Here is a 17,713-nt window from a genome sequence, read left to right as displayed (position 1 = left end):
AGGTGATAGAGGAAGGAGCCGCCGCCGGTCTTCATGCCGAGCGGCCAGCCGAAGGAGTGCTGCACCAGGCCCGGCCGATGGTTCTCCGGCTTGACCTGCCAGAGCTCCTTGATGCCGATGCCGAATTTCTGCGGTTCGCAGTCTTTCTGCAGATTGAACTTGGCGATCAGCTGCTTGGCGAGCGAGCCGCGCACGCCTTCGMCGATCAGCACATATTTGCCGAGCAGTTCCATGCCGCGGGTATAGTTCGAGCCGGGCTCGCCGTTCTTCTCGATGCCCATGTCGCCGGTGGCGACACCGATCACCGCACCCTCGTCATTGTAAAGCACTTCGGTTGCGGCAAAGCCCGGATAGATCTCGACGCCGAGTTCYTCGGCCTTGGTCGCCAGCCAGCGACAGAGGAGCCCGAGCGAGACGATATAGTTGCCGTGATTGTTCATCAGGGGCGGCATCAGCACATTCGGCAGGCGAACGGAGCCGGCGGGGCCGAGCAGCAGGAAGTGATCGGCGCTGACCTTGGTCTTGAAGGGATGATCGGCCTCGTCGCGCCAGCCGGGCAGCAGCCGGTCGATGCCGATCGGATCGACGACGGCGCCCGAGAGGATATGCGCGCCGACTTCCGCGCCCTTCTCCAGCACGACGACGGACAGTTCCGGATTGACCTGCTTCAACCGGATCGCCGCCGCAAGACCAGCCGGGCCTGCGCCCACGATCACAACGTCGAATTCCATGCTCTCGCGTTCGGGCAGCTCAGTCGTCTCGGTCATGCTGACAAATCTCGATGTTTGAATGAAATGGGAGATCAACGGGTTGGCCGAGCCGGCTCGTACCTGTAGTCGTAGAACCCACGTTGTGCCTTGCGACCGAGCCAGCCCGCTTCGACATATTTGACCAGCAGCGGGCACGGACGGTATTTGCTGTCGGCCAGCCCCTCGTGAAGGACCTGCATGATGGAAAGGCATGTGTCCAAACCGATGAAGTCGGCCAGTTCAAGTGGCCCCATGGGATGGTTGGCGCCGAGCTTCATGCCGGTGTCGATAGCTTCTACGTTTCCGACACCCTCATACAGGGTGTAGATCGCTTCGTTGATCATCGGGATAAGGACGCGGTTTACGATGAACGCCGGGAAATCCTCGGAGACGGTGACAGTTTTGCCGATGGATTCGGCAAAATCCTTGGCTATGGCGAACGTCTCCTGATCCGTTCCGATGCCGCGAACCAGCTCTACCAGCTTCATAATGGGTACGGGATTCATGAAGTGTATCCCTATAAAACGATTGGGCCTGTCGGTCGACGCGGCGAGCCGCGTTATGGAGAGCGACGATGTGTTCGTCGCCAAGATCGCGTCGGGCTTCAGGACGGTGCACACGTCCGTAAAGACCTTCCTCTTGATGCCTTCATTCTCGCTCACTGCTTCGATGACCAGATCGGCGCTCGCAAGATCCGCGAGGGAGAACGCCCCCTTTATTCGGGAGATCGCCTTTTCAGCCGCTTCGCCCTGCATCTTGCCTGTTTCCGCCTGGCGTCCGAAATATCCGGCGCTCGCCTCGATGCTCGCGCGAATTCGACTTTTGTCGAGATCGTAAACCAGTGCCTCATACCCGTGTTTCGCCACGACTTGCGCGATCCCAGTGCCCATCTGGCCGGCGCCAATGACGGCGACGTTAGAAACCTTATTCTTTATAGGCATAGTGCCTCTCGTTGATCCGGAGGTTGAAGGACGGTCCGCGCCGAATAGATTGGGTGCATCAGAAGAACGCCTGGAGGCCCGTCTGGGCACGCCCAAGGATCAGGGCATGGACGTCGTGGGTCCCTTCATAAGTATTGACCGTCTCCAAGTTCTGCGCGTGGCGCATGACATGATATTCGATCTGAATGCCGTTGCCGCCGTGCATATCCCGGGCTTGCCGCGCTATTTCAAGCGCCTTTCCGCAGTTGTTGCGCTTGACGATCGAGACCATTTCCGGGGCCATCTTGTGCTCATCCATCAGGCGGCCAACGCGAAGCGAGGCCTGCAGTCCGAGCGTGATTTCGGTCATCATATCGGCGAGCTTCTTTTGATACAGCTGCATCCCTGCAAGCGGCTTCCCGAACTGTTTGCGGTCCAGACCGTATTGACGAGCGCGGAACCAGCAATCCTCCGCAGCGCCCATGGCGCCCCAGGAGATGCCGTAACGGGCGCGGTTGAGACAGCCGAACGGTCCCTTGAGGCCGGAAACGCCGGGCAGAAGCGCATCCTCGGTGACTTCGACACCGTCCATCACGATTTCGCCCGTGATCGAGGCACGCAGGGAAAGCTTGCCGCCAATTTTCGGAGCCGAAAGGCCCCTCATGCTCTTTTCGAGAACAAAGCCGCGTATTTCGTGGTTGTGAGCCTCAGATTTTGCCCAGACGACGAAGACATCCGCAATCGGCGAGTTGGAGATCCACGTCTTCGAGCCGCGCAATCGGTAGCCGCCCTCGATTTTCTCGGCACGGGTTTTCATACCGCCGGGATCCGAGCCCGCGTCGGGCTCGGTCAGGCCGAAACAGCCGATCAGTTCCCCCGAAACGAGGCCCGGCAGATACTTCTTCTTCTGCTCGTCGGAGCCGTAGGCGAAGATCGGATAGATGACCAGCGAGGACTGCACGCTCATCATCGAACGATATCCGGAGTCGATACGCTCCACCTCGCGAGCGACCAGACCATAGGCAACGTAAGATGCGTTCGCGGCCCCGTACTCTTCAGGCAGCGTCACCCCAAGAAGGCCCGTCCGCCCCATCAACCTGAACAGCTCCGGGTCGGTCGCTTCTTCGAGATAGGCGTCCTGGACGCGCGGCAAGAGTTCGGATTCTGCGAAAGCCGCAGCGGACTCGCGGATCATCCGTTCATCTTCGGTCAGCTGGTCGTCGAGCAGAAAGGGGTCGTTCCAAGAAAAGGCCAAGATCGTCGTCCTCCCGTTGAGGTTTTTGGCAGTTCGAATTTCACGGAATTAAAGCCGTTTTTTCACGATTGAGAAAGCGAGGTTTACTCATCGGCCCATGAGCTATAGTAATAGCTGATGGCAAACCTCTCGCGAAGGCTCCTTCCCTCCACCTCGGCTCTCGCAGCGTTCGATTCCGTCGCGCGGCTGGGCACCTTCTCTGCGGCAGCACAGGAGCTTTCCCTGACGCAGGGAGCGATCAGTCGGCAGATCGCGACGCTGGAAGAACAACTCGGCGTTTTACTGTTCGAGCGTACCAGCCGTGGCGTCAATCTCACGGAGGCGGGCACAGACTATTCCAGGGCTATTGCCAGCGCTTTGGCGGAAATCCGTTCCGCTTCACTGCAGGCCATGACCAAACAACATAGCGATCAACTCAATCTTGCCATCTTGCCGACATTTGGCACCCGCTGGCTGATGCCACGCATTCCGCGATTTGTCGCCAGACACCCCGAGATCACGTTGAATTTCGCCACGCGCATAGGCGTGTTCGATTTCGACCGCGACGACATAGATATGGCGATTCATATCGGCCAGCCCGATTGGCCCGGTGCGGAAAGCATATTTCTTATGGAAGAGATGGTAGCGCCGATCGCGTCCCCGTCCTTTCTCAGTTCCCATCCCATCGCGAGGGCCGAAGATCTGCTTCGCCTGCCGCTGCTGCAGATGGCGTCCCGTCCTGGGGCCTGGAGCCATTTTTTTGAAAGCCTCCAAGTCAACGGCACCCCATCGCAGGCCATGCGGTTCGAACAGTTCAGCAACGTGGCCCAGGCCTGCATTGCCGGACTGGGGCTCGCGTTGATGCCGCTTTTCCTCATCGACTCCGAGCTCGCAAATGGTCAGCTCGTTCAAGCCTTTCCACATCAGGTCAAAAGCACCAGCGCCTATTATGCGGTCGCGCCACTGAGCAGGAAGGACTTCCGTCCTGTCGTGGCGTTCCGCGCATGGCTGCTGGAAGAGGTCGCGCGCTACCAGGAAGGCGGATCGGCAGGTAGCGGCGGTTGATGAAGCCACACCTGAGACACCTTCGATAATCTGGAACATCGTCAGAGGCGTCGTCGCTCGTTCGGCTTCTCGCTCCTGTTCGTTTGCGCGTGTTACTTGACTCCTCGGTTAAATCCTGCCAGTTTGTGCTAACGTTAGCACAAGGAATGCGCATTTGCACCTTCAATTACGCAAAGCAAGCATGCAGGGGAAACGCCTCACGGCCAGCAGGGCTCTGGTGAAGGACGTTCGGCTGCTCGGCCGCCTGCTGTGCGAGGCTATCGAAGCAAGCGACGGCAAGGAGGCCCGTGAGATCGTGGAACAGGTCCGCACTCTCTCGGTTGCCGGCCATAGAAAGGCCGGACGGCACCTGAACGACAAGCTCGCCCTCTTTTGTGCAGAAATGCCTCCCCGGACCCTCAAGCGCGTGATCCGCGCATTCAGCCAGTTCTCTCAACTCGTGAACATTGCCGAAGACGCACACCAAGCCAGGATGCAGCGCTTCAGCATCGTCGATCATGAACCCGCCATGCCGGGAACAATTGCCAGATCGCTTTCCGTTCTGGCTGCGGCCGGGGTCAAGGCAGAAGATATCCGCAAACTGCTTCTTGAAGCGGTCGTCTCGCCCGTCTTCACAGCGCACCCAACCGAGGTTCGGCGCAAGAGCGTTATCGAAATCGAGCAGGAGCTTGCACGATGCCTGACTGAGCTCGACCAAGCCGGCCTGATTGAGCAGGAGATAGGTCGGCATAAGGAGGATTTGGAAAGGGCGACGACGACGCTTTGGCAAACGAACAGCCTTCGGGGGCGGCGGCTTCAGGTTGTAGATGAAATCCTCAATGGCTTGTCCTATTACGACAGCACCATTTTCCGGGTGATCCCGGAGGTGTACGAGATTCTCGAAAATCAGCTTCGAGACTCACCCTGGAGTTTCGGCGAGGACGCGGCCGCCATTCCTGCGCATGGGCTCCTGGATCGGTGGCGACCGGGATGGCAATCCCTATGTCAACGGAGAAACCCTGAGGGAGGCGCTCCGGTTGCAGAGTGAGAGAGTTTTCTCGTTCTATCTCGGCGAGCTGCATAGCCTCGGCGCCGAACTTTCCTTGGATGACCGGTATGTGAAAGTCTCGCAGGAGCTTCAGCGCCTCGCGGCCGACTCCCCCGACAGATCGGAGCGGCGCCGACACGAGCCATATCGCCTGGCAATCTCAGGCATGTATGCGCGCCTGACGGCCACGGCACGTAAGTTCGGCAGCACGGAACTGGTTCGCGAACCTGTGGCGGCGGCCCCTTCCTACCTGTGCCCTGCCGAATTCGCCAAAGACCTGGCGACGATCAGCAAATCCCTGACAGCCAATGGCGCAGAAAAGATCGCCACCGGAAAACTGCGCAGGCTCCAACGCGCCGTAGACGTCTTCGGTTTTCACCTTGTCAGTCTGGATTTGAGACAGAATTCCGAGGTTCATCAACGGGTTGTTCATGAGCTTTTCGAGAACGTGCGGCCTGGCACACGTTACGAGGCGTTAGCCGAGAGTGACAAGATCCGCTTGCTCACCGAGGAACTACGGTCTGCCCAGCTGCTGATGACACCGCTCAGGACTTATTCGGCCGAAACGGTGTCGGAGCTTTCCGTGCTGCGTGAAGCTGCCGAAGCCCATAAGCACTATGGCCGCGTCAGCATCCCCAATTACATCATTTCGAAGGCCGGAAGCCCTTGCGACCTTCTGGAGGTCATGGTCCTGTTCCGTGAGGCGGGGCTGTTCCGGCCCAATGAGCCCGAAGCGGCGTCAATCAACATCATACCGCTTTTCGAAACGATCTCGGATCTTCGAAGGTCGCATGACGTGATGCAAACAGTTTTGGCCGTCGAAGCCTATCGGACATATGTGGAAGCGCTCGGCGGCAAACAGGAAATTATGCTCGGCTATTCGGACAGCAACAAGGATGGCGGTTATCTGACTTCGGGGTGGGAACTGTATAAGGCAGAAACGTCCTTCATCCAACTCTTTGAGCGTGAAGGCGTTCGCCTCAGCTTGTTTCACGGTCGCGGCGGCTCCGTGGGCCGCGGTGGCGGCCCAAGCTATGAAGCCATCACCGCCCTGCCCCCTGGCGCGGTTGCCGGATCGATCCGGCTGACGGAGCAAGGTGAAGTCATTGCGGCGAAATATTCCAATCCGGCACTAGGTCGTCGGAATCTCGAACTTCTGATCGCCGCGACGCTGGAAGCGTCCTTGCTGCCTTCCGACGCACAAGAGCCGGATCCCGAATATCTTGGCGCCATGGAGGAACTGTCCGACCTGGCCTTTGGCGCCTATCGCCGTTTGGTTTACGAGACCGAGGGATTTGAACGATTCTTCTGGGAAGCAACGATCATCGGCGAAATCGCAAAACTGAACATTGGCAGCCGCCCAGCCTCACGCAGCTCGTCGCGTCGCATCGAAGACCTGCGTGCGATACCCTGGGTGTTCGGCTGGTCGCAGAGCCGCATGATGTTGCCAGGTTGGTTTGGATTCGGTTCGGCCGTGCGACAATGGCTGGCCGAACACCCCGACGGATTGCAAATTCTTCAGGGAATGCACCGGGACTGGCCTTTCTTCCAGACACTGATTGCGAACATGGAGATGGTGTTGGCCAAGACCAACATGGCGATCGCGGCGCGGTATGTGGGCCTCACCCCTGATGCATTCACCCATGAGAAAATTTTCGCACGCATAAAAGACGAATGGGAAGCGACGACAGCTGCGCTATTTTCCATAACGGATCAGACCTCGCTGCTCGAAAACAATCCGGCACTCAAGCAGTCGATCCATCATCGCTTTCCCTGCCTCGATCCGCTTAACCACATGCAGATCGACCTTCTTCGCCGCCACCGTACCGGAGAAGGCGATCAGGACACTGAAGAGGCGCTGCATCTGACCATCAATGGAATTGCAGCAGGGCTACGAAACAGCGGGTAACGAGCGCCAATGCGGATGGCGTAGGGCTATTTTTCTTGACCTTGACAAAGATGGTGCGCTAACGTTCGCACAAACTGGGAGGAAATTCATGACACGGACCGTGCTGTTGACGGACTACGCCTGGCCGGATGACAAAGTGGAGCGGGAGGTAATCGAGCAAGCCGGGTTCACCCTCGTCAGCGGTCCGGCCGAGCCGTCTCCACCTGCTGAGATCGACGCTTTGGCTGCAAAGCATCAGCCGGACGCGATTCTGACCTGCTGGGCTCAAGTCAGCGAGACGGCAATTGCTGCGTCTCCCAACCTCAAGATCGTCGCTCGCCTCGGAGTTGGCCTCGACAATATTGCAGTCGATGCAGCGACGGAGCGGGGGATATGGGTCACGAATGTTCCCGATTACTGCGTTGCAGAAGTGTCTGACCACGCCGTGGGTTTTGCGATTGCCTGGGCCCGCGGCCTGATCCACTTCGATCGCGAAGTTCGCGGCGGGCGCTGGGACCCGGCTTCGGCAAATCTCCGCCGGCTTTCGGAGCTGGCCTGCGGCATCGTTGGCTTTGGCCGCATCGGTCGTGCAACGGCAGCAAAAATGCAGGCGCTCGGATGCCGGGTGCTAGCCTACGATCCCCATGCCTCGAATATTCCTGCGGATGTGGAGTTGGCCGACTTCGATACGCTTCTGGCCAGGAGCGATATCGTCATCGTCCATGCGCCGCTCGCGCCGGCGACGCGTCATCTGATCAACAGGGACGCCATCTCGAAGATGCGTCGCGGAAGCCTGCTGATCAATGTCAGCCGAGGCGGCGTTGTCGATACTGCCGCCGTGATCGAAGGCTTGGACTCCGGCATTCTGAGCGGCGTCGGCCTCGACGTCCTCGAGGATGAACCACGCGTTCCACCGGAGCTGATCACTCATCCCGGCGCGATGATCACTCCGCACGTCGCCTTCTCCTCGGATGCTTCGCTGATCGAGCTGCGTCGCCGGGCGGCGGAGGAGGTCGTCAGGGTTCTCTGCGGAGAGAAGCCTGAACAACCCCGCAACAGCCCCCGCCGCTAATGCCGCAAGGACACTGGGTTCATGTCTGTAGATGAGATGACGATTTTCGATGAGTTCTTGCTGAAGAGCGGTTTGAGGGGCGCTTCCGAGGAGGCGATCTACAAGCCACTGACGGGTGGTGTTTCTTCGGATATCTACCGTGTGGAGCTTCCCGGCCGGTTGATCTGTGTGAAACGCGCACTTGCCAAGCTCAAGGTATCCGCCGATTGGCAGGCGCCGGTGTCGAGAAATGTATACGAATGGAACTGGATTTCCTTCGTGGCGCAGCACTTCCCTTCTGCCGTCCCGAAGCCTCTCGCACACGACGCGTCGTCTGGCGTCTTCGCAATGGAGTTTCTTCCCGGCGATCAGTATCCGCTGTGGAAGACCGACCTGCTCCACGGAAGCGTTGACCGAAAAGCGGCAGAACTAACGGGCCGGCGGATTGGACAGATCCATTCCGTCAGTGCCCGTATATCGGGGTTGCCGGAAAAGTTCGATTCCGGATCGAACTTCTATGCGCTTCGGCTCGAGCCATATCTGGTGGCGACCGCCGCCAAACATCCCTTCGTCAGCGATCGCCTCGCAGAGCTGGTTCAGCGCACGGCCGAAACAAAGCTGGCGCTTGTCCACGGCGACGTCAGCCCGAAGAACATTCTGCTGGGCAAGAACGGCCCTGTGTTCCTGGATGCCGAATGCGCCTGGTTTGGTGACCCGGCTTTCGACCTCGCCTTCTGCCTCAACCATCTCTTGTTGAAGAAGATTGTTGTTGGAAAGGTCGCATCTGAGCTCGCATCGTCATTCGCGGCGTTGACGGCGGCCTACCTGGATCAGGTCGATTGGGAGGATCGGGACGCTCTCGAGGCTCGGGCCGCAAGCTTGCTGCCCGCTCTCTTCCTCGCCCGGGTCGACGGCAAATCGCCCGTCGAATACATAACCGACGAATGCCAGCGCGAAACGGTCCGCAAAGCCGCCATCCCGCTGATCGCATCACCTCGGCAAAAGCTGGCTGACGTAGCGCAGGCCTGGTTTCCATGACGGAACCCCACTCCTCAGGCAGCGGCATTTTTCTTTGCCGCTGCGCCGATAACCGCGCGGCCCTTGTGGAGTGGTCAGAAGAGCGAAAGAACGACTTTCGGGCGAGAATTCCCACCACCATGACAAACCCGACATGACACTCGCGACGCGGCGMTCACGCGTCAAATCGGGCGGTCGAGCAGCATACGCCGCTGAGGTTTCGCCTGTCAGCTGAGGCTTCGCCCGGGAAAATACCGGGCTCATCGGGAAAGCGGTGCATTCATTAAAAGAGAGTATAAAAAGCCATCGCGCTGGTCTCGCGATGGCGGATAAAGACTTTACATCTGCCTCGGCTCAGAACCGAGCGACCCAGCTTTCGAAAGCAACCAGGAAGCTCTCGATGAACTTCTGGGTTCCTTCATTGAGGAACACCCCGTGATCGCCCACTAATTTGTCGGCCGTGCTCAGGTAAACTTCAGGCTGGGGCATGGCCGGCACGTTGATGTTGGTCAGGATAACCCTGAGCTGAAGTGCCGCTGCTGCGCCGCCAATGAGACCGGGAGAAGCTCCAGTCACCGCACCGGGCTTGTGATCCCACACGCTTTTTCCGAACGGGCGAGAACCGACTTCGATCGCGTTCTTCAATGCCGCGGGTACGGATCTATTGTATTCAGGCGTCACGAAGATTGCGCCATCGCAAGCCTTGATGCGCTCACGGAAGGATGTCCATTCCGTCGGCGGCGTCTCCGTCTCCAAGTCCTGGTTATAGAGCGGAAGGTCGCCGATCGGTACGATTTCCAGGTTCAGTCCGTCGGGCGCCACTTTCTGCATCGCGCGGGCGAACTTCAGGTTGATCGAAGCCTGACGAAGGCTTCCGACAAGGACCGCGATATCTTTCTTGGACATGTTCTCTCTTCTCGCGTGAGGGACGCGCCGGCGATAGCCGGCGCCGATGATTGTTATTGATAAGAGGCAGGGACCGGAGGAATGACCACATAGTTGCTGAAGCCGCCATCGCGTTCGCCAATGCCTGATATGGCTTCGTTCACCCGCTCAAGCGGATAGATCTTGTGCTCGAGATACGACAGGTCGAGCACACCGGTGCGGACCATGTCTGCCATTTCCTGCCCCTGCGCAGCGCTGAACCAGTTCGAGCCGATGAGCTGAACTTGCTCGTCCATCAGCCACTTCACGTCGACCGGAACATCTTCTGCGACGCCGCCAACGACAACCACGCGGCCGCCCCGACGAACTCCGCGCATGGAGTCGACCACGGTCGCGGCGGGGGCTCTTGCACCCAGCGCACTGATAACGAAGTCCACTCCCTCGCCGCCGGTTTGGGCCTTCGCCCATTCTCCGGTCGAGCCTTCGCCGAGCACGATGGTGTCGATGCGGTCAGGAGCGATGGCTTTTACGCGGTCCAGCAATTCCCTGCTTCTGYCGGTGCCCAGAATTTTGGAGATCCCCATCGCAAGACCGAGCTTGGTTGCCGCGACGCCAAGCGTACCGGTGATCCCGTCGATGAGGCAGGCCTGGCCAGGTCCAGCCTGTGCATTCTTCAGGGCGCCGTAGGATGTACCGAGGTAACCGAAGCGGCCGGCCTGCTCGAAACTGAGGTTATCCGGCAGGCACACGAGCGAGTATTCCGGGGCGGTCATGAACTGGCTGAAGCCGCCGTACGGATAAAGATCAAAGATTCTTTGACCATCGCGGCTGGTGCTGAAGTACCCATTCAAGGTGTAGTAGCGGCATTGGCTGCGGTTGCCTGACCGGCACGCCTTGCAAGAACCGCAGGATCTGAGAGGGCTTACATAGACACGGTCGCCAATTTTGACATTGGTGACCGCCTCGCCGACTTCGGCGACGACCCCGGCTGGGTCCAAGCCAAACACTGCCGGAAACTTCGGCAGTGGCTGGTGGGGGAACCAGGTTGGCCAATTATTGATGACGTTGGCCATGTTGGGCACGATACCGCAGGCCCTGACCTGCACCAGGACGTCGTTGGGCCGGGGCGTGGGAACCGGAATCTCGTCCAGCGACATCGGCTGATGCAGAGCATGCAGCCGAGCGGCGATCATAGTCTTAACCATTAACTCCTCCATAGGGACATCGGTCGGACCGTGCCCGACCGAATGCATTTTTTGCAGTTTCAGACAGGTGCGCGGCACAGTGCCGAGCGGCATTCGTCAGGGGACCAGAAACTCCTTCCCAGCCGGTCGGAAATCCGCAGGCCAGACAGTCACCCAATCCTTTCCTTGAACTTGCTTGAGTTTCGTCGATTGCTTCCCGGCATTGAACTTGCCGTCGAAAGTCCTTGGCCCGACGACCGTCTCGACGCTATTCGAGCGCAACCACGCAGCCATCGCGGCGTCGTCCAATTTCCCTGCCCCTTCTGCTGCCGCTGCAAGGATTTGCCACGCAGCATATTCGACCGCAGCCTGATACTCCGTACGCGGATAGGGGAAACCCGCCGCCTTCGCCTTGCTGTCATAAGCGCTTACGAATTCCTGGGCGCCGTGATATCTGAGGAACGGCTCGTGCTCTTCAAACCAGGTCAGCGATGTCAAGCCGTTCGCTTTGGGGTGAGCTGCGGTCGGGCCGGGTGCCGGGAACAGATAGAATTGGTTCCTGGGCTGGTAATCGATCCGGCCCATTGCATCGAGAAGCTGCACTGCCTCCATGCCGATCGCACCGGACCACAGCAGGTCCGGATCAGCCGCTTTGATGCGGTTCGCGATTGCGCCGAAGTCCTTGGTTCCGAACTCGTATTCAAGGTCCAGCACGTTCTCGATGCCACGCTTCTCAGCAACTTGCTGGCCGCCCTTGGCGATCGTCAGGGCCGACGGGAATTTGCTCGTGACGAAGGCGATCGTCTTGGGAGGGGTCGGCAGGCTCGCATAGGCATCGAGAACAACCTCGGTATCCGCCGATTGCGGCTCGGCACCGATCGGAAGAGATGGGAACTGCAGCGGATACGGCGCGAGACTCGGGTCCCCGAGGCTGCTCTGAACCAGCATCTTCTTAAACCGAGCGGCAACGCCCATTGCTGCGATGATCGAAGACGTGCCATAGGGCCCCATCAGGAGATCGACCTTATCGGCGGTCACCAGGCGCTCATAGAGCGTTCGGGCATTGGCGGGCAGCGATTGGTCGTCGAGAAGGACGAACTCCACCTTTCGTCCGAGAATACCGCCTTTGGCGTTGATCTGTTCGACGAACACCTCTGCGGCAAGCTTGTGGATTGCGCCTACGCCCGCAAGCGGGCCCGTTAACGGCAGCGTTCCGCCGACGCGGATCGGCCCTTCTTGGGCAAAAACCCTCGGCATCGAGCTGAAAGCTGCTACCGCGGCTGCAGACCCGAGGAATGTTCGTCTATTCAGTATAATGGAATTCGCACTCATCTCATCCTCCCAGATGCTTCCGGCATGTCATCATCAGTTTCTGCCGCCGGCGGCAGGTCTCAGCTCTTTGCCAGCCCCTCTGCGTAGCGTTCCAGCGTCATGGGGTTCGGCATTTTCTCGGGGTGCTCCAGCGGTACTCCCGTAAATTCGCTGGCCTCGAAGAACCACTTCGAGACGGCCGGCATTCCCCAATGGACATTGGTGCTAAGGGCTGCCGCGTCCCAACGAATGGGCTCCAATTCCGCGTCTATCGTGGTGTAGTGATTGTTGAAGAACTCCACCCGGTGTCCATCGGGATCGCGCAGGTAGACGAACAGGACTCCGGAAGGGCCATGGCGTCCGGGTCCGCGTTCAACRCTGTCCCCATAGCCATAACGGCTGGCAAAATCGCATACGGCGAAGATGTCGCTGCTTTCGCGAACCGTATAAGCAAAATGATGCAACTGCGGGCCGATGCCCGGCACCAACGCCAGATCGAGGCAGACACCCTTGCGATACATGAAGTTCGCAATGAGATTGTCGCCGGCCGCGATATATTCCGAAGTCCGGAAACCGAGTTCGCCGTAGAACGCGCTTAGACCCAACGGATCGGCGACCATGATCTGGCAATGATCGAGCCCCTGGGCTCGGGCGCCACGATGTTCATGCACCTCGAGGAACTTACGGGGATGGACACTCATACTGGAGCAAAGCTCGATGCGAGCACCCGACGGGTCGCTGACGAGCAGGGTCCGCCCTTGATTTCGAACTTCGACCCATTCCGCCGGAAGCCCCTTCTCATCAAAGAAGAACTTGGCCTTGTCGAGGTCCTCCTCCAGAAACACCCGGTAACCGATCCGCCTGCACGTCGGCTTCCCGCCGGCAGGTGCGAGCACGAGACTGTGATGGCAGGCCTCGGACAATCCGCGAAGGTATGAAACACCGTCCGCGAATTCTGTTTCAATCAGGCCGCCGACATTGAGATAGAAATCTCGGCTACGCTCCACATCATTGACTTCCAGCACGACGTGGCTGAAGCGCGTGATGTTGAAGGGAGGTTTCAAGTTAACAGCCGGAAGCATGTCATCCTCATCTATTTTTTGCTAACGTTAGCATAAAAGAGCCGGCACTTTTGTCAACGCCTGTTATTGAGCGAGACCCGCAACCGGCCCATCCAAAATCTAACCTACAGCAGCAACCGCGGCTGGCTTTTCAGCCAAGTCTAGCGCCGACCAGCCAGCGAACGAAGCCTCTTTTCCAAGCGCCTCCTCGATACGGAGAACCTCGTTCCACTTGGCCATCCGCTCGGAGCGTGAGAATGATCCGACCTTGAGCTGCCTGGCATCCCAGCCGACCGACAGATGGGCGATCGTCACATCTTCCGTCTCACCGGATCTGGCCGAAACAATTGTCCGAAAGCCCGCTTTCTTGGCAACGGAGAGCGCGTCGAACGTCTCTGTGATCGTGCCCGCTTGGTTCGGCTTGATCAGAACCGCATTGGCGCTTTTATCCTTGATCGCTTCGGTTACCCGCGCCGCGTTTGTCACGAAGAAGTCGTCGCCGATGATTTGGCATTTGGAGCCGTATCGAGCGGTAAACTCCTTGAATCCATCCGGATCGTCCTCAGCAAGCGGATCCTCGATAGAGACGATAGGATAGGCCTTCAACCAGCCGCCAAGCATGTCGATCATCTCGGCCGTATCGAGCTGCCGATCTTCCAATGCCAGCGAATACTTACCCTCACGACCGAATTCGGAGGCCGCAATGTCGAGCGATATGACGACTTCGCCGCCGGGCTTCAGACCGGCGGCCTCGATCGAACGCACCAAGGCATCGAGAGCTTCTTCATTGCTGGTGAAGGCAGGCCAATAGCCTCCCTCGTCCGCCACGCCCTGGAGCTTTCCGGCACGTTTCATAATGTCGCCTGCCGCGCGGTAGACTTCAGCGGTCCACTCCAGAGCCTCCGCGAAAGTCGAGGCAGCAGGGCACATGACCATGAAATCCTGGACGTCTACCCGGCGTGCTGCATGCGCTCCGCCTCCAAAAATCTGGATTTCCGGCAGTGGCATCGTAATCCCCCTGTCGGAGCCCGCGAGATACCGCCAGATCGGTTGGCCGGCCGCAGCGGCTGCCGCGTGAAGCAACGCCATCGATGTTGCCACCGATGCATTTCCACCCAGTCTGCTCCGGTTCGGAGTGCCATCCAGCTCGATGATGGCGTGGTCCAGCTCGGCTTGATCATTGGCATTCCGGCCAACCAGCAATCTGGCGATTTCTCCGTTGACGGCAGTCAGGGCCTTGTTGATCCCCAGGCCGGCAAAGGCGCTGCCGCCGTCACGAAGGTCGAGCGCCTCGCCAGTGCCGGTCGATGCACCAGCGGGTGCAATGGCCCGGCCGGTCGCACCGGAGGCCAGCTCGATCTCTACCTCAACGGTGGGCCTGCCACGGGAATCCCAGACGCGACGGCCCTGCACTTTTCGGATTTCGGTGTTGGTCATGTTCAGTTGGTCCACAAGGTCAGATTGAAATTGGATCATTAGGCCTCACAGGCCGTCATCATAATCCGTCATATCGGGGGTCCGTGCGCCAACCAGCACCACGGCGATGGTTGCCGGTTTGTCGCTCTTGTTTCGCCACGCGTGACGCGTTCCGTTCTGTACGAAGGCGTCGAACTGGCGCAAACAGGTCTCATTGCCACCGTCGAGTTCCATCCAGATCTCGCCGTCGAGAACAATTCCATAGTCGACGGTGGGCGTTTGATGTTTGCCATCCGGCTCGAAGCGTTCGGCCAAGCCTGGACTGACCGCCAGATTTTCCGCGAGAGCGGCCGGCCCATCAAAATCCGGAGCCATAAAAACAGCATCTGGTGGGAACGTTAGCACTAGAAAGCGCGTTTCGCCGGGCTCCGGAACGAAGCTTGCGACCAGCGGAGTTGGATCGGTTCCATTGAATGGAATGGCCGTGGACGCCGAAGTCGACCAGATCATCCGCGACACCAATCCAGGGACCGTCCTGAATATGTCCGTGCGGGGAACGGCGCCGTCCTGAGCGAACCTGGCAGCACCCTGACTGCCGTGTTCCGTCACGACGCGCCGAAGATGTACGGGAACTCTCCCGCTCGAATTTTCAGATTCCAAGATACGCCTCCCTGATGCTTGGATCATTGATGAGAACCTCCGGCGCTCCGGAGGCCGTCACGCGGCCTTGCTCGATCACGTAGGCCTGATGGGCAATTTCCAGCGCCTTGTTCACGTTCTGCTCGACGAGCAGCACCGCTACGCCTCGCTCATTGATCATCTGGATGATTTTGAACATTTCCCCGACGATCAAAGGCGACAGCCCGAGCGACGGCTCGTCCATGAGCAAGACGCGCGGCTTGGCCATCAGGCCACGGCCGATCGCAACCATTTGCTGCTGCCCACCCGACAAGGAGCCCGCCAACGAATCCTGGCGCTCTTTCAGAACAGGGAAAAGCTGAAACACCTCAGCGAGCGTGGCGTCGCGCTCCGCACGAGCGACCGAGCGGTACGCACCGAGCAACAGATTGTCGAGGACCGTCATCGCCGTGAAGAGACGGCGCCCTTCCGGAACCACTGCTATGCCGTAATCGCAGACCCGATGGCTCGGCACCTTGGAAACGTCGTTACCCTCGATAACGATCTTTCCTTTGTGCGGGCGGAGAATTCCGGCGATGGCATTAACCAGCGTGCTCTTCCCTGCCCCGTTCGGACCGACGACCGAAACGATCTCGCCTGGCTTTACACTGATAGACAGGTCCCACAGAGCAATCGCATCTCCGTAGCCGACCTCGATCTTATCGACCTCAAGCAGCATGACTGGCCCCCAAATATACGCTGACCACAGCCGGATCTCTCATCGTTTCGCTTGGATGCCCAAGCGCCAGAACTTTACCCTGATCCAGCACAGCGACACGGTCCGCCAAAGCGACAACCGCCCGCATGAGGTGTTCAACGAAGATGATCGTCGTACCGCCAGCCTTGATCCGCTTGATCATTTCAACCGCGTGGTCGACCTCGGCTGGATTCAAGCCACAGAGCACCTCATCGAGCAGGAGCAGACGCGGTTTTGCGGCCAGCGCTCTCGCGAATTCGACAAACTTTCGGTCATGCAGGTTCAATGCTGCGGGGAGCACGCCGGCCTTCTCAGCCAGGCCGGTAAAGGCGAGCGCCTCCCTGGTAACCGCGTCGACCGCAGCCGCGCCCATGTCATCTGCGCTACCAAATTTCGCGCAGAACTGAACGTTTTCGAGGACTGTCAGATTATCGAACAAGCGCGGAATCTGGTACGTCCGCGCCACGCCCTGCTGCGCGATCAGATGTGGTGACCGACCGGAAATCTCCTTGCCTTCCAGTGTGATCGTACCGGAGGTCATGGCGTAGTGGCCGCTGATCATGTTGATCAGTGTGGACTTGCCGGAGCCATTCGGGCCAACCAGAGCCAGGATTTCACCGCGCCAAACGTCCAGCGTCACGCCGGTCAAGGCGCGGATACCGCCGAAGGATTTGGTGACATTCTCGCATTTGAGAAGCACCGGACCGGAACCTGCTGCAGCTAGAGGCGCGAGCTGAGTCACGGCCTGAGCAGCCGTCTCCGATGCGCCAATTCCGCCGCGCCTGTCGGCAAACCTGCGAATAAGGCTAGGAACGATGCCGGACGGCAGCAGGAGGATTACAACTATCAGCGCAAGAGCGACGCCCGCACGGCCGAATTCCGCATGAGCGCCGCTGACGATAGCGCTCTGCAACACGGTGATGATGACCGCGCCGATCGCAGGCCCCGCCCAATGGCGAGCACCGCCAAGAATGCTCATGAGCACGACATAGAGAGGAACGGTCACCGCGAAGGTCTCGCCAACCGTGACGTAGCCCACATATACGGCGTGGATCGCACCCATCCCGCCTGCAAGTGCCGACGATATAGCAAACGAAATGAGCTTATAGCGAAATGTCGGAACGCCTTTCACCTCTGCGACGTCTTCATCGTCGTGGATTGCGAGCAAGCCCTGACCGAATTTGCTGTGAAAGATGAAGTACGATGTCGCCAGCGCAGCAAGAGCCGCGATAAGCCCGAACATGTAGAGGGAACCGGACGCCGTCACACCGATCATCGGGATTTCGATTCCCGAGAGGAATACGCCTGTGCCCGAGTCCAGCGGGGTGTTTGACACAATGGCCGCGACAACGAATGTCACGGACAGCGTCAGCAGTGCGAAGAACTCGCCACGCAGAGCTCCGGAGCGAAAGACAACCAAGCCGATCAGGACGGCGATCGCAGCCGCCAGCAGTGCTGCAGCAGGTATCGTCGCGACGAAAGGCCACGACAACTGCGTCGCCAGCGTGGCGGTTGTGTAGACGCCAATCC

At 59.2% G+C, this 17,713-nt stretch carries 16 protein-coding genes; 5 read left to right on the top strand and 11 right to left on the bottom strand.

Going from position 1 to position 17,713, the window contains the following annotated elements:
• The 3 genes from AC1ECN_RS35745 to AC1ECN_RS35735 all read right to left on the bottom strand — a co-directional run.
• Positions 1–767 (bottom strand): NAD(P)/FAD-dependent oxidoreductase (locus tag AC1ECN_RS35745; protein WP_477955692.1); only part of this gene is annotated, 767 nt, incomplete at its 3' end.
• 35 nt (positions 768–802) lie between these two features.
• Positions 803–1,690, bottom strand: a complete 888-nt coding sequence (locus tag AC1ECN_RS35740) for a 3-hydroxybutyryl-CoA dehydrogenase (protein WP_477955690.1) — start codon at positions 1,688–1,690, stop codon at positions 803–805.
• A gap of 58 nt (positions 1,691–1,748) precedes the next feature.
• Positions 1,749–2,924, bottom strand: a complete 1,176-nt coding sequence (locus AC1ECN_RS35735) for an acyl-CoA dehydrogenase (RefSeq protein WP_477955689.1) — start codon at positions 2,922–2,924, stop codon at positions 1,749–1,751.
• 117 nt (positions 2,925–3,041) lie between these two features.
• On the opposite strand from AC1ECN_RS35735, the gene AC1ECN_RS35730 reads away from it, so the two are divergent.
• From AC1ECN_RS35730 to AC1ECN_RS35710, 5 genes are all read left to right on the top strand, one after another.
• Positions 3,042–3,968 (top strand): LysR family transcriptional regulator, encoded by a 927-nt coding sequence (locus tag AC1ECN_RS35730; RefSeq protein WP_477955687.1) that lies wholly within the window; start codon positions 3,042–3,044, stop codon positions 3,966–3,968.
• A 217-nt stretch (positions 3,969–4,185) separates the two neighbouring features.
• On the top strand, positions 4,186–4,995 hold the full coding sequence (locus AC1ECN_RS35725; protein WP_477955686.1) for a phosphoenolpyruvate carboxylase: 810 nt from the start codon (positions 4,186–4,188) through the stop codon (positions 4,993–4,995).
• Positions 4,910–6,904, top strand: coding sequence for a phosphoenolpyruvate carboxylase (gene ppc / locus AC1ECN_RS35720; protein ID WP_477955685.1), 1,995 nt, complete (start codon positions 4,910–4,912; stop codon positions 6,902–6,904). Before AC1ECN_RS35725 ends, ppc begins: the two co-directional genes overlap by 86 nt.
• Positions 6,870–7,955: a C-terminal binding protein gene (locus tag AC1ECN_RS35715; protein ID WP_245279637.1), complete on the top strand. Its 1,086-nt coding sequence runs from the start codon at positions 6,870–6,872 to the stop codon at positions 7,953–7,955. The genes ppc and AC1ECN_RS35715 overlap by 35 nt, the downstream gene beginning before the upstream one ends.
• Positions 7,956–7,976: 21 nt before the next feature.
• Positions 7,977–8,972, top strand: coding sequence for a phosphotransferase family protein (locus AC1ECN_RS35710; RefSeq protein ID WP_029871521.1), 996 nt, complete (start codon positions 7,977–7,979; stop codon positions 8,970–8,972).
• A 333-nt stretch (positions 8,973–9,305) separates the two neighbouring features.
• Here AC1ECN_RS35710 and AC1ECN_RS35705 read toward each other — a convergent pair whose 3' ends face one another.
• The 8 genes from AC1ECN_RS35705 to AC1ECN_RS35670 form a co-directional block, all read right to left on the bottom strand.
• A complete protein-coding gene (locus tag AC1ECN_RS35705; protein WP_029871522.1) occupies positions 9,306–9,857 on the bottom strand; it encodes an NADPH-dependent FMN reductase in 552 nt (183 codons plus the stop codon).
• Between the two features lie 53 nt (positions 9,858–9,910).
• Positions 9,911–11,029, bottom strand: a complete 1,119-nt coding sequence (locus tag AC1ECN_RS35700) for an alcohol dehydrogenase catalytic domain-containing protein (RefSeq protein WP_477955694.1) — start codon at positions 11,027–11,029, stop codon at positions 9,911–9,913.
• Between the two features lie 108 nt (positions 11,030–11,137).
• A complete protein-coding gene (locus tag AC1ECN_RS35695; protein ID WP_080658169.1) occupies positions 11,138–12,277 on the bottom strand; it encodes an amino acid ABC transporter substrate-binding protein in 1,140 nt (379 codons plus the stop codon).
• Positions 12,278–12,411: 134 nt separating this feature from the next.
• The gene (locus AC1ECN_RS35690; protein ID WP_029871525.1) at positions 12,412–13,413 is read right to left on the bottom strand and encodes a VOC family protein; all 1,002 of its coding nucleotides are present in this window, start codon (positions 13,411–13,413) and stop codon (positions 12,412–12,414) included.
• A gap of 99 nt (positions 13,414–13,512) precedes the next feature.
• On the bottom strand, positions 13,513–14,829 hold the full coding sequence (gene eno, locus AC1ECN_RS35685) for a phosphopyruvate hydratase (RefSeq protein ID WP_113546437.1): 1,317 nt from the start codon (positions 14,827–14,829) through the stop codon (positions 13,513–13,515).
• Between the two features lie 45 nt (positions 14,830–14,874).
• On the bottom strand, positions 14,875–15,318 hold the full coding sequence (locus AC1ECN_RS35680; RefSeq protein WP_245279638.1) for a cupin domain-containing protein: 444 nt from the start codon (positions 15,316–15,318) through the stop codon (positions 14,875–14,877).
• 139 nt (positions 15,319–15,457) lie between these two features.
• Positions 15,458–16,165, bottom strand: coding sequence for an ABC transporter ATP-binding protein (locus tag AC1ECN_RS35675; RefSeq protein ID WP_477955681.1), 708 nt, complete (start codon positions 16,163–16,165; stop codon positions 15,458–15,460).
• The coding region (locus tag AC1ECN_RS35670; protein WP_477955679.1) for a branched-chain amino acid ABC transporter ATP-binding protein/permease at positions 16,155–17,713 on the bottom strand (1,559 nt) is incomplete at its 5' end. The genes AC1ECN_RS35675 and AC1ECN_RS35670, both read right to left, overlap by 11 nt.

The organism is Rhizobium sp. 01N447_2 (assembly GCF_056399245.1).
This window is presented reverse-complemented; position numbering and strand designations above follow the sequence as displayed.

What these genes read in the sequence shown, in the direction of transcription:
- AC1ECN_RS35740 (WP_477955690.1), bottom strand. Translation starts at nt 1,690, where the DNA reads ATGCCTATAAAGAATAAGGTTTCTAACGTCGCCGTCATTGGCGCCGGC.
- AC1ECN_RS35730 (WP_477955687.1), top strand. Translation starts at nt 3,042, where the DNA reads ATGGCAAACCTCTCGCGAAGGCTCCTTCCCTCCACCTCGGCTCTCGCA.
- ppc (WP_477955685.1), top strand. Translation starts at nt 4,910, where the DNA reads ATGGGCTCCTGGATCGGTGGCGACCGGGATGGCAATCCCTATGTCAAC.
- AC1ECN_RS35715 (WP_245279637.1), top strand. Translation starts at nt 6,870, where the DNA reads ATGGAATTGCAGCAGGGCTACGAAACAGCGGGTAACGAGCGCCAATGC.
- AC1ECN_RS35710 (WP_029871521.1), top strand. Translation starts at nt 7,977, where the DNA reads ATGTCTGTAGATGAGATGACGATTTTCGATGAGTTCTTGCTGAAGAGC.
- AC1ECN_RS35705 (WP_029871522.1), bottom strand. Translation starts at nt 9,857, where the DNA reads ATGTCCAAGAAAGATATCGCGGTCCTTGTCGGAAGCCTTCGTCAGGCT.
- AC1ECN_RS35695 (WP_080658169.1), bottom strand. Translation starts at nt 12,277, where the DNA reads ATGCCGAGGGTTTTTGCCCAAGAAGGGCCGATCCGCGTCGGCGGAACG.
- eno (WP_113546437.1), bottom strand. Translation starts at nt 14,829, where the DNA reads ATGACCAACACCGAAATCCGAAAAGTGCAGGGCCGTCGCGTCTGGGAT.
- AC1ECN_RS35680 (WP_245279638.1), bottom strand. Translation starts at nt 15,318, where the DNA reads ATGATCTGGTCGACTTCGGCGTCCACGGCCATTCCATTCAATGGAACC.
- AC1ECN_RS35675 (WP_477955681.1), bottom strand. Translation starts at nt 16,165, where the DNA reads ATGCTGCTTGAGGTCGATAAGATCGAGGTCGGCTACGGAGATGCGATT.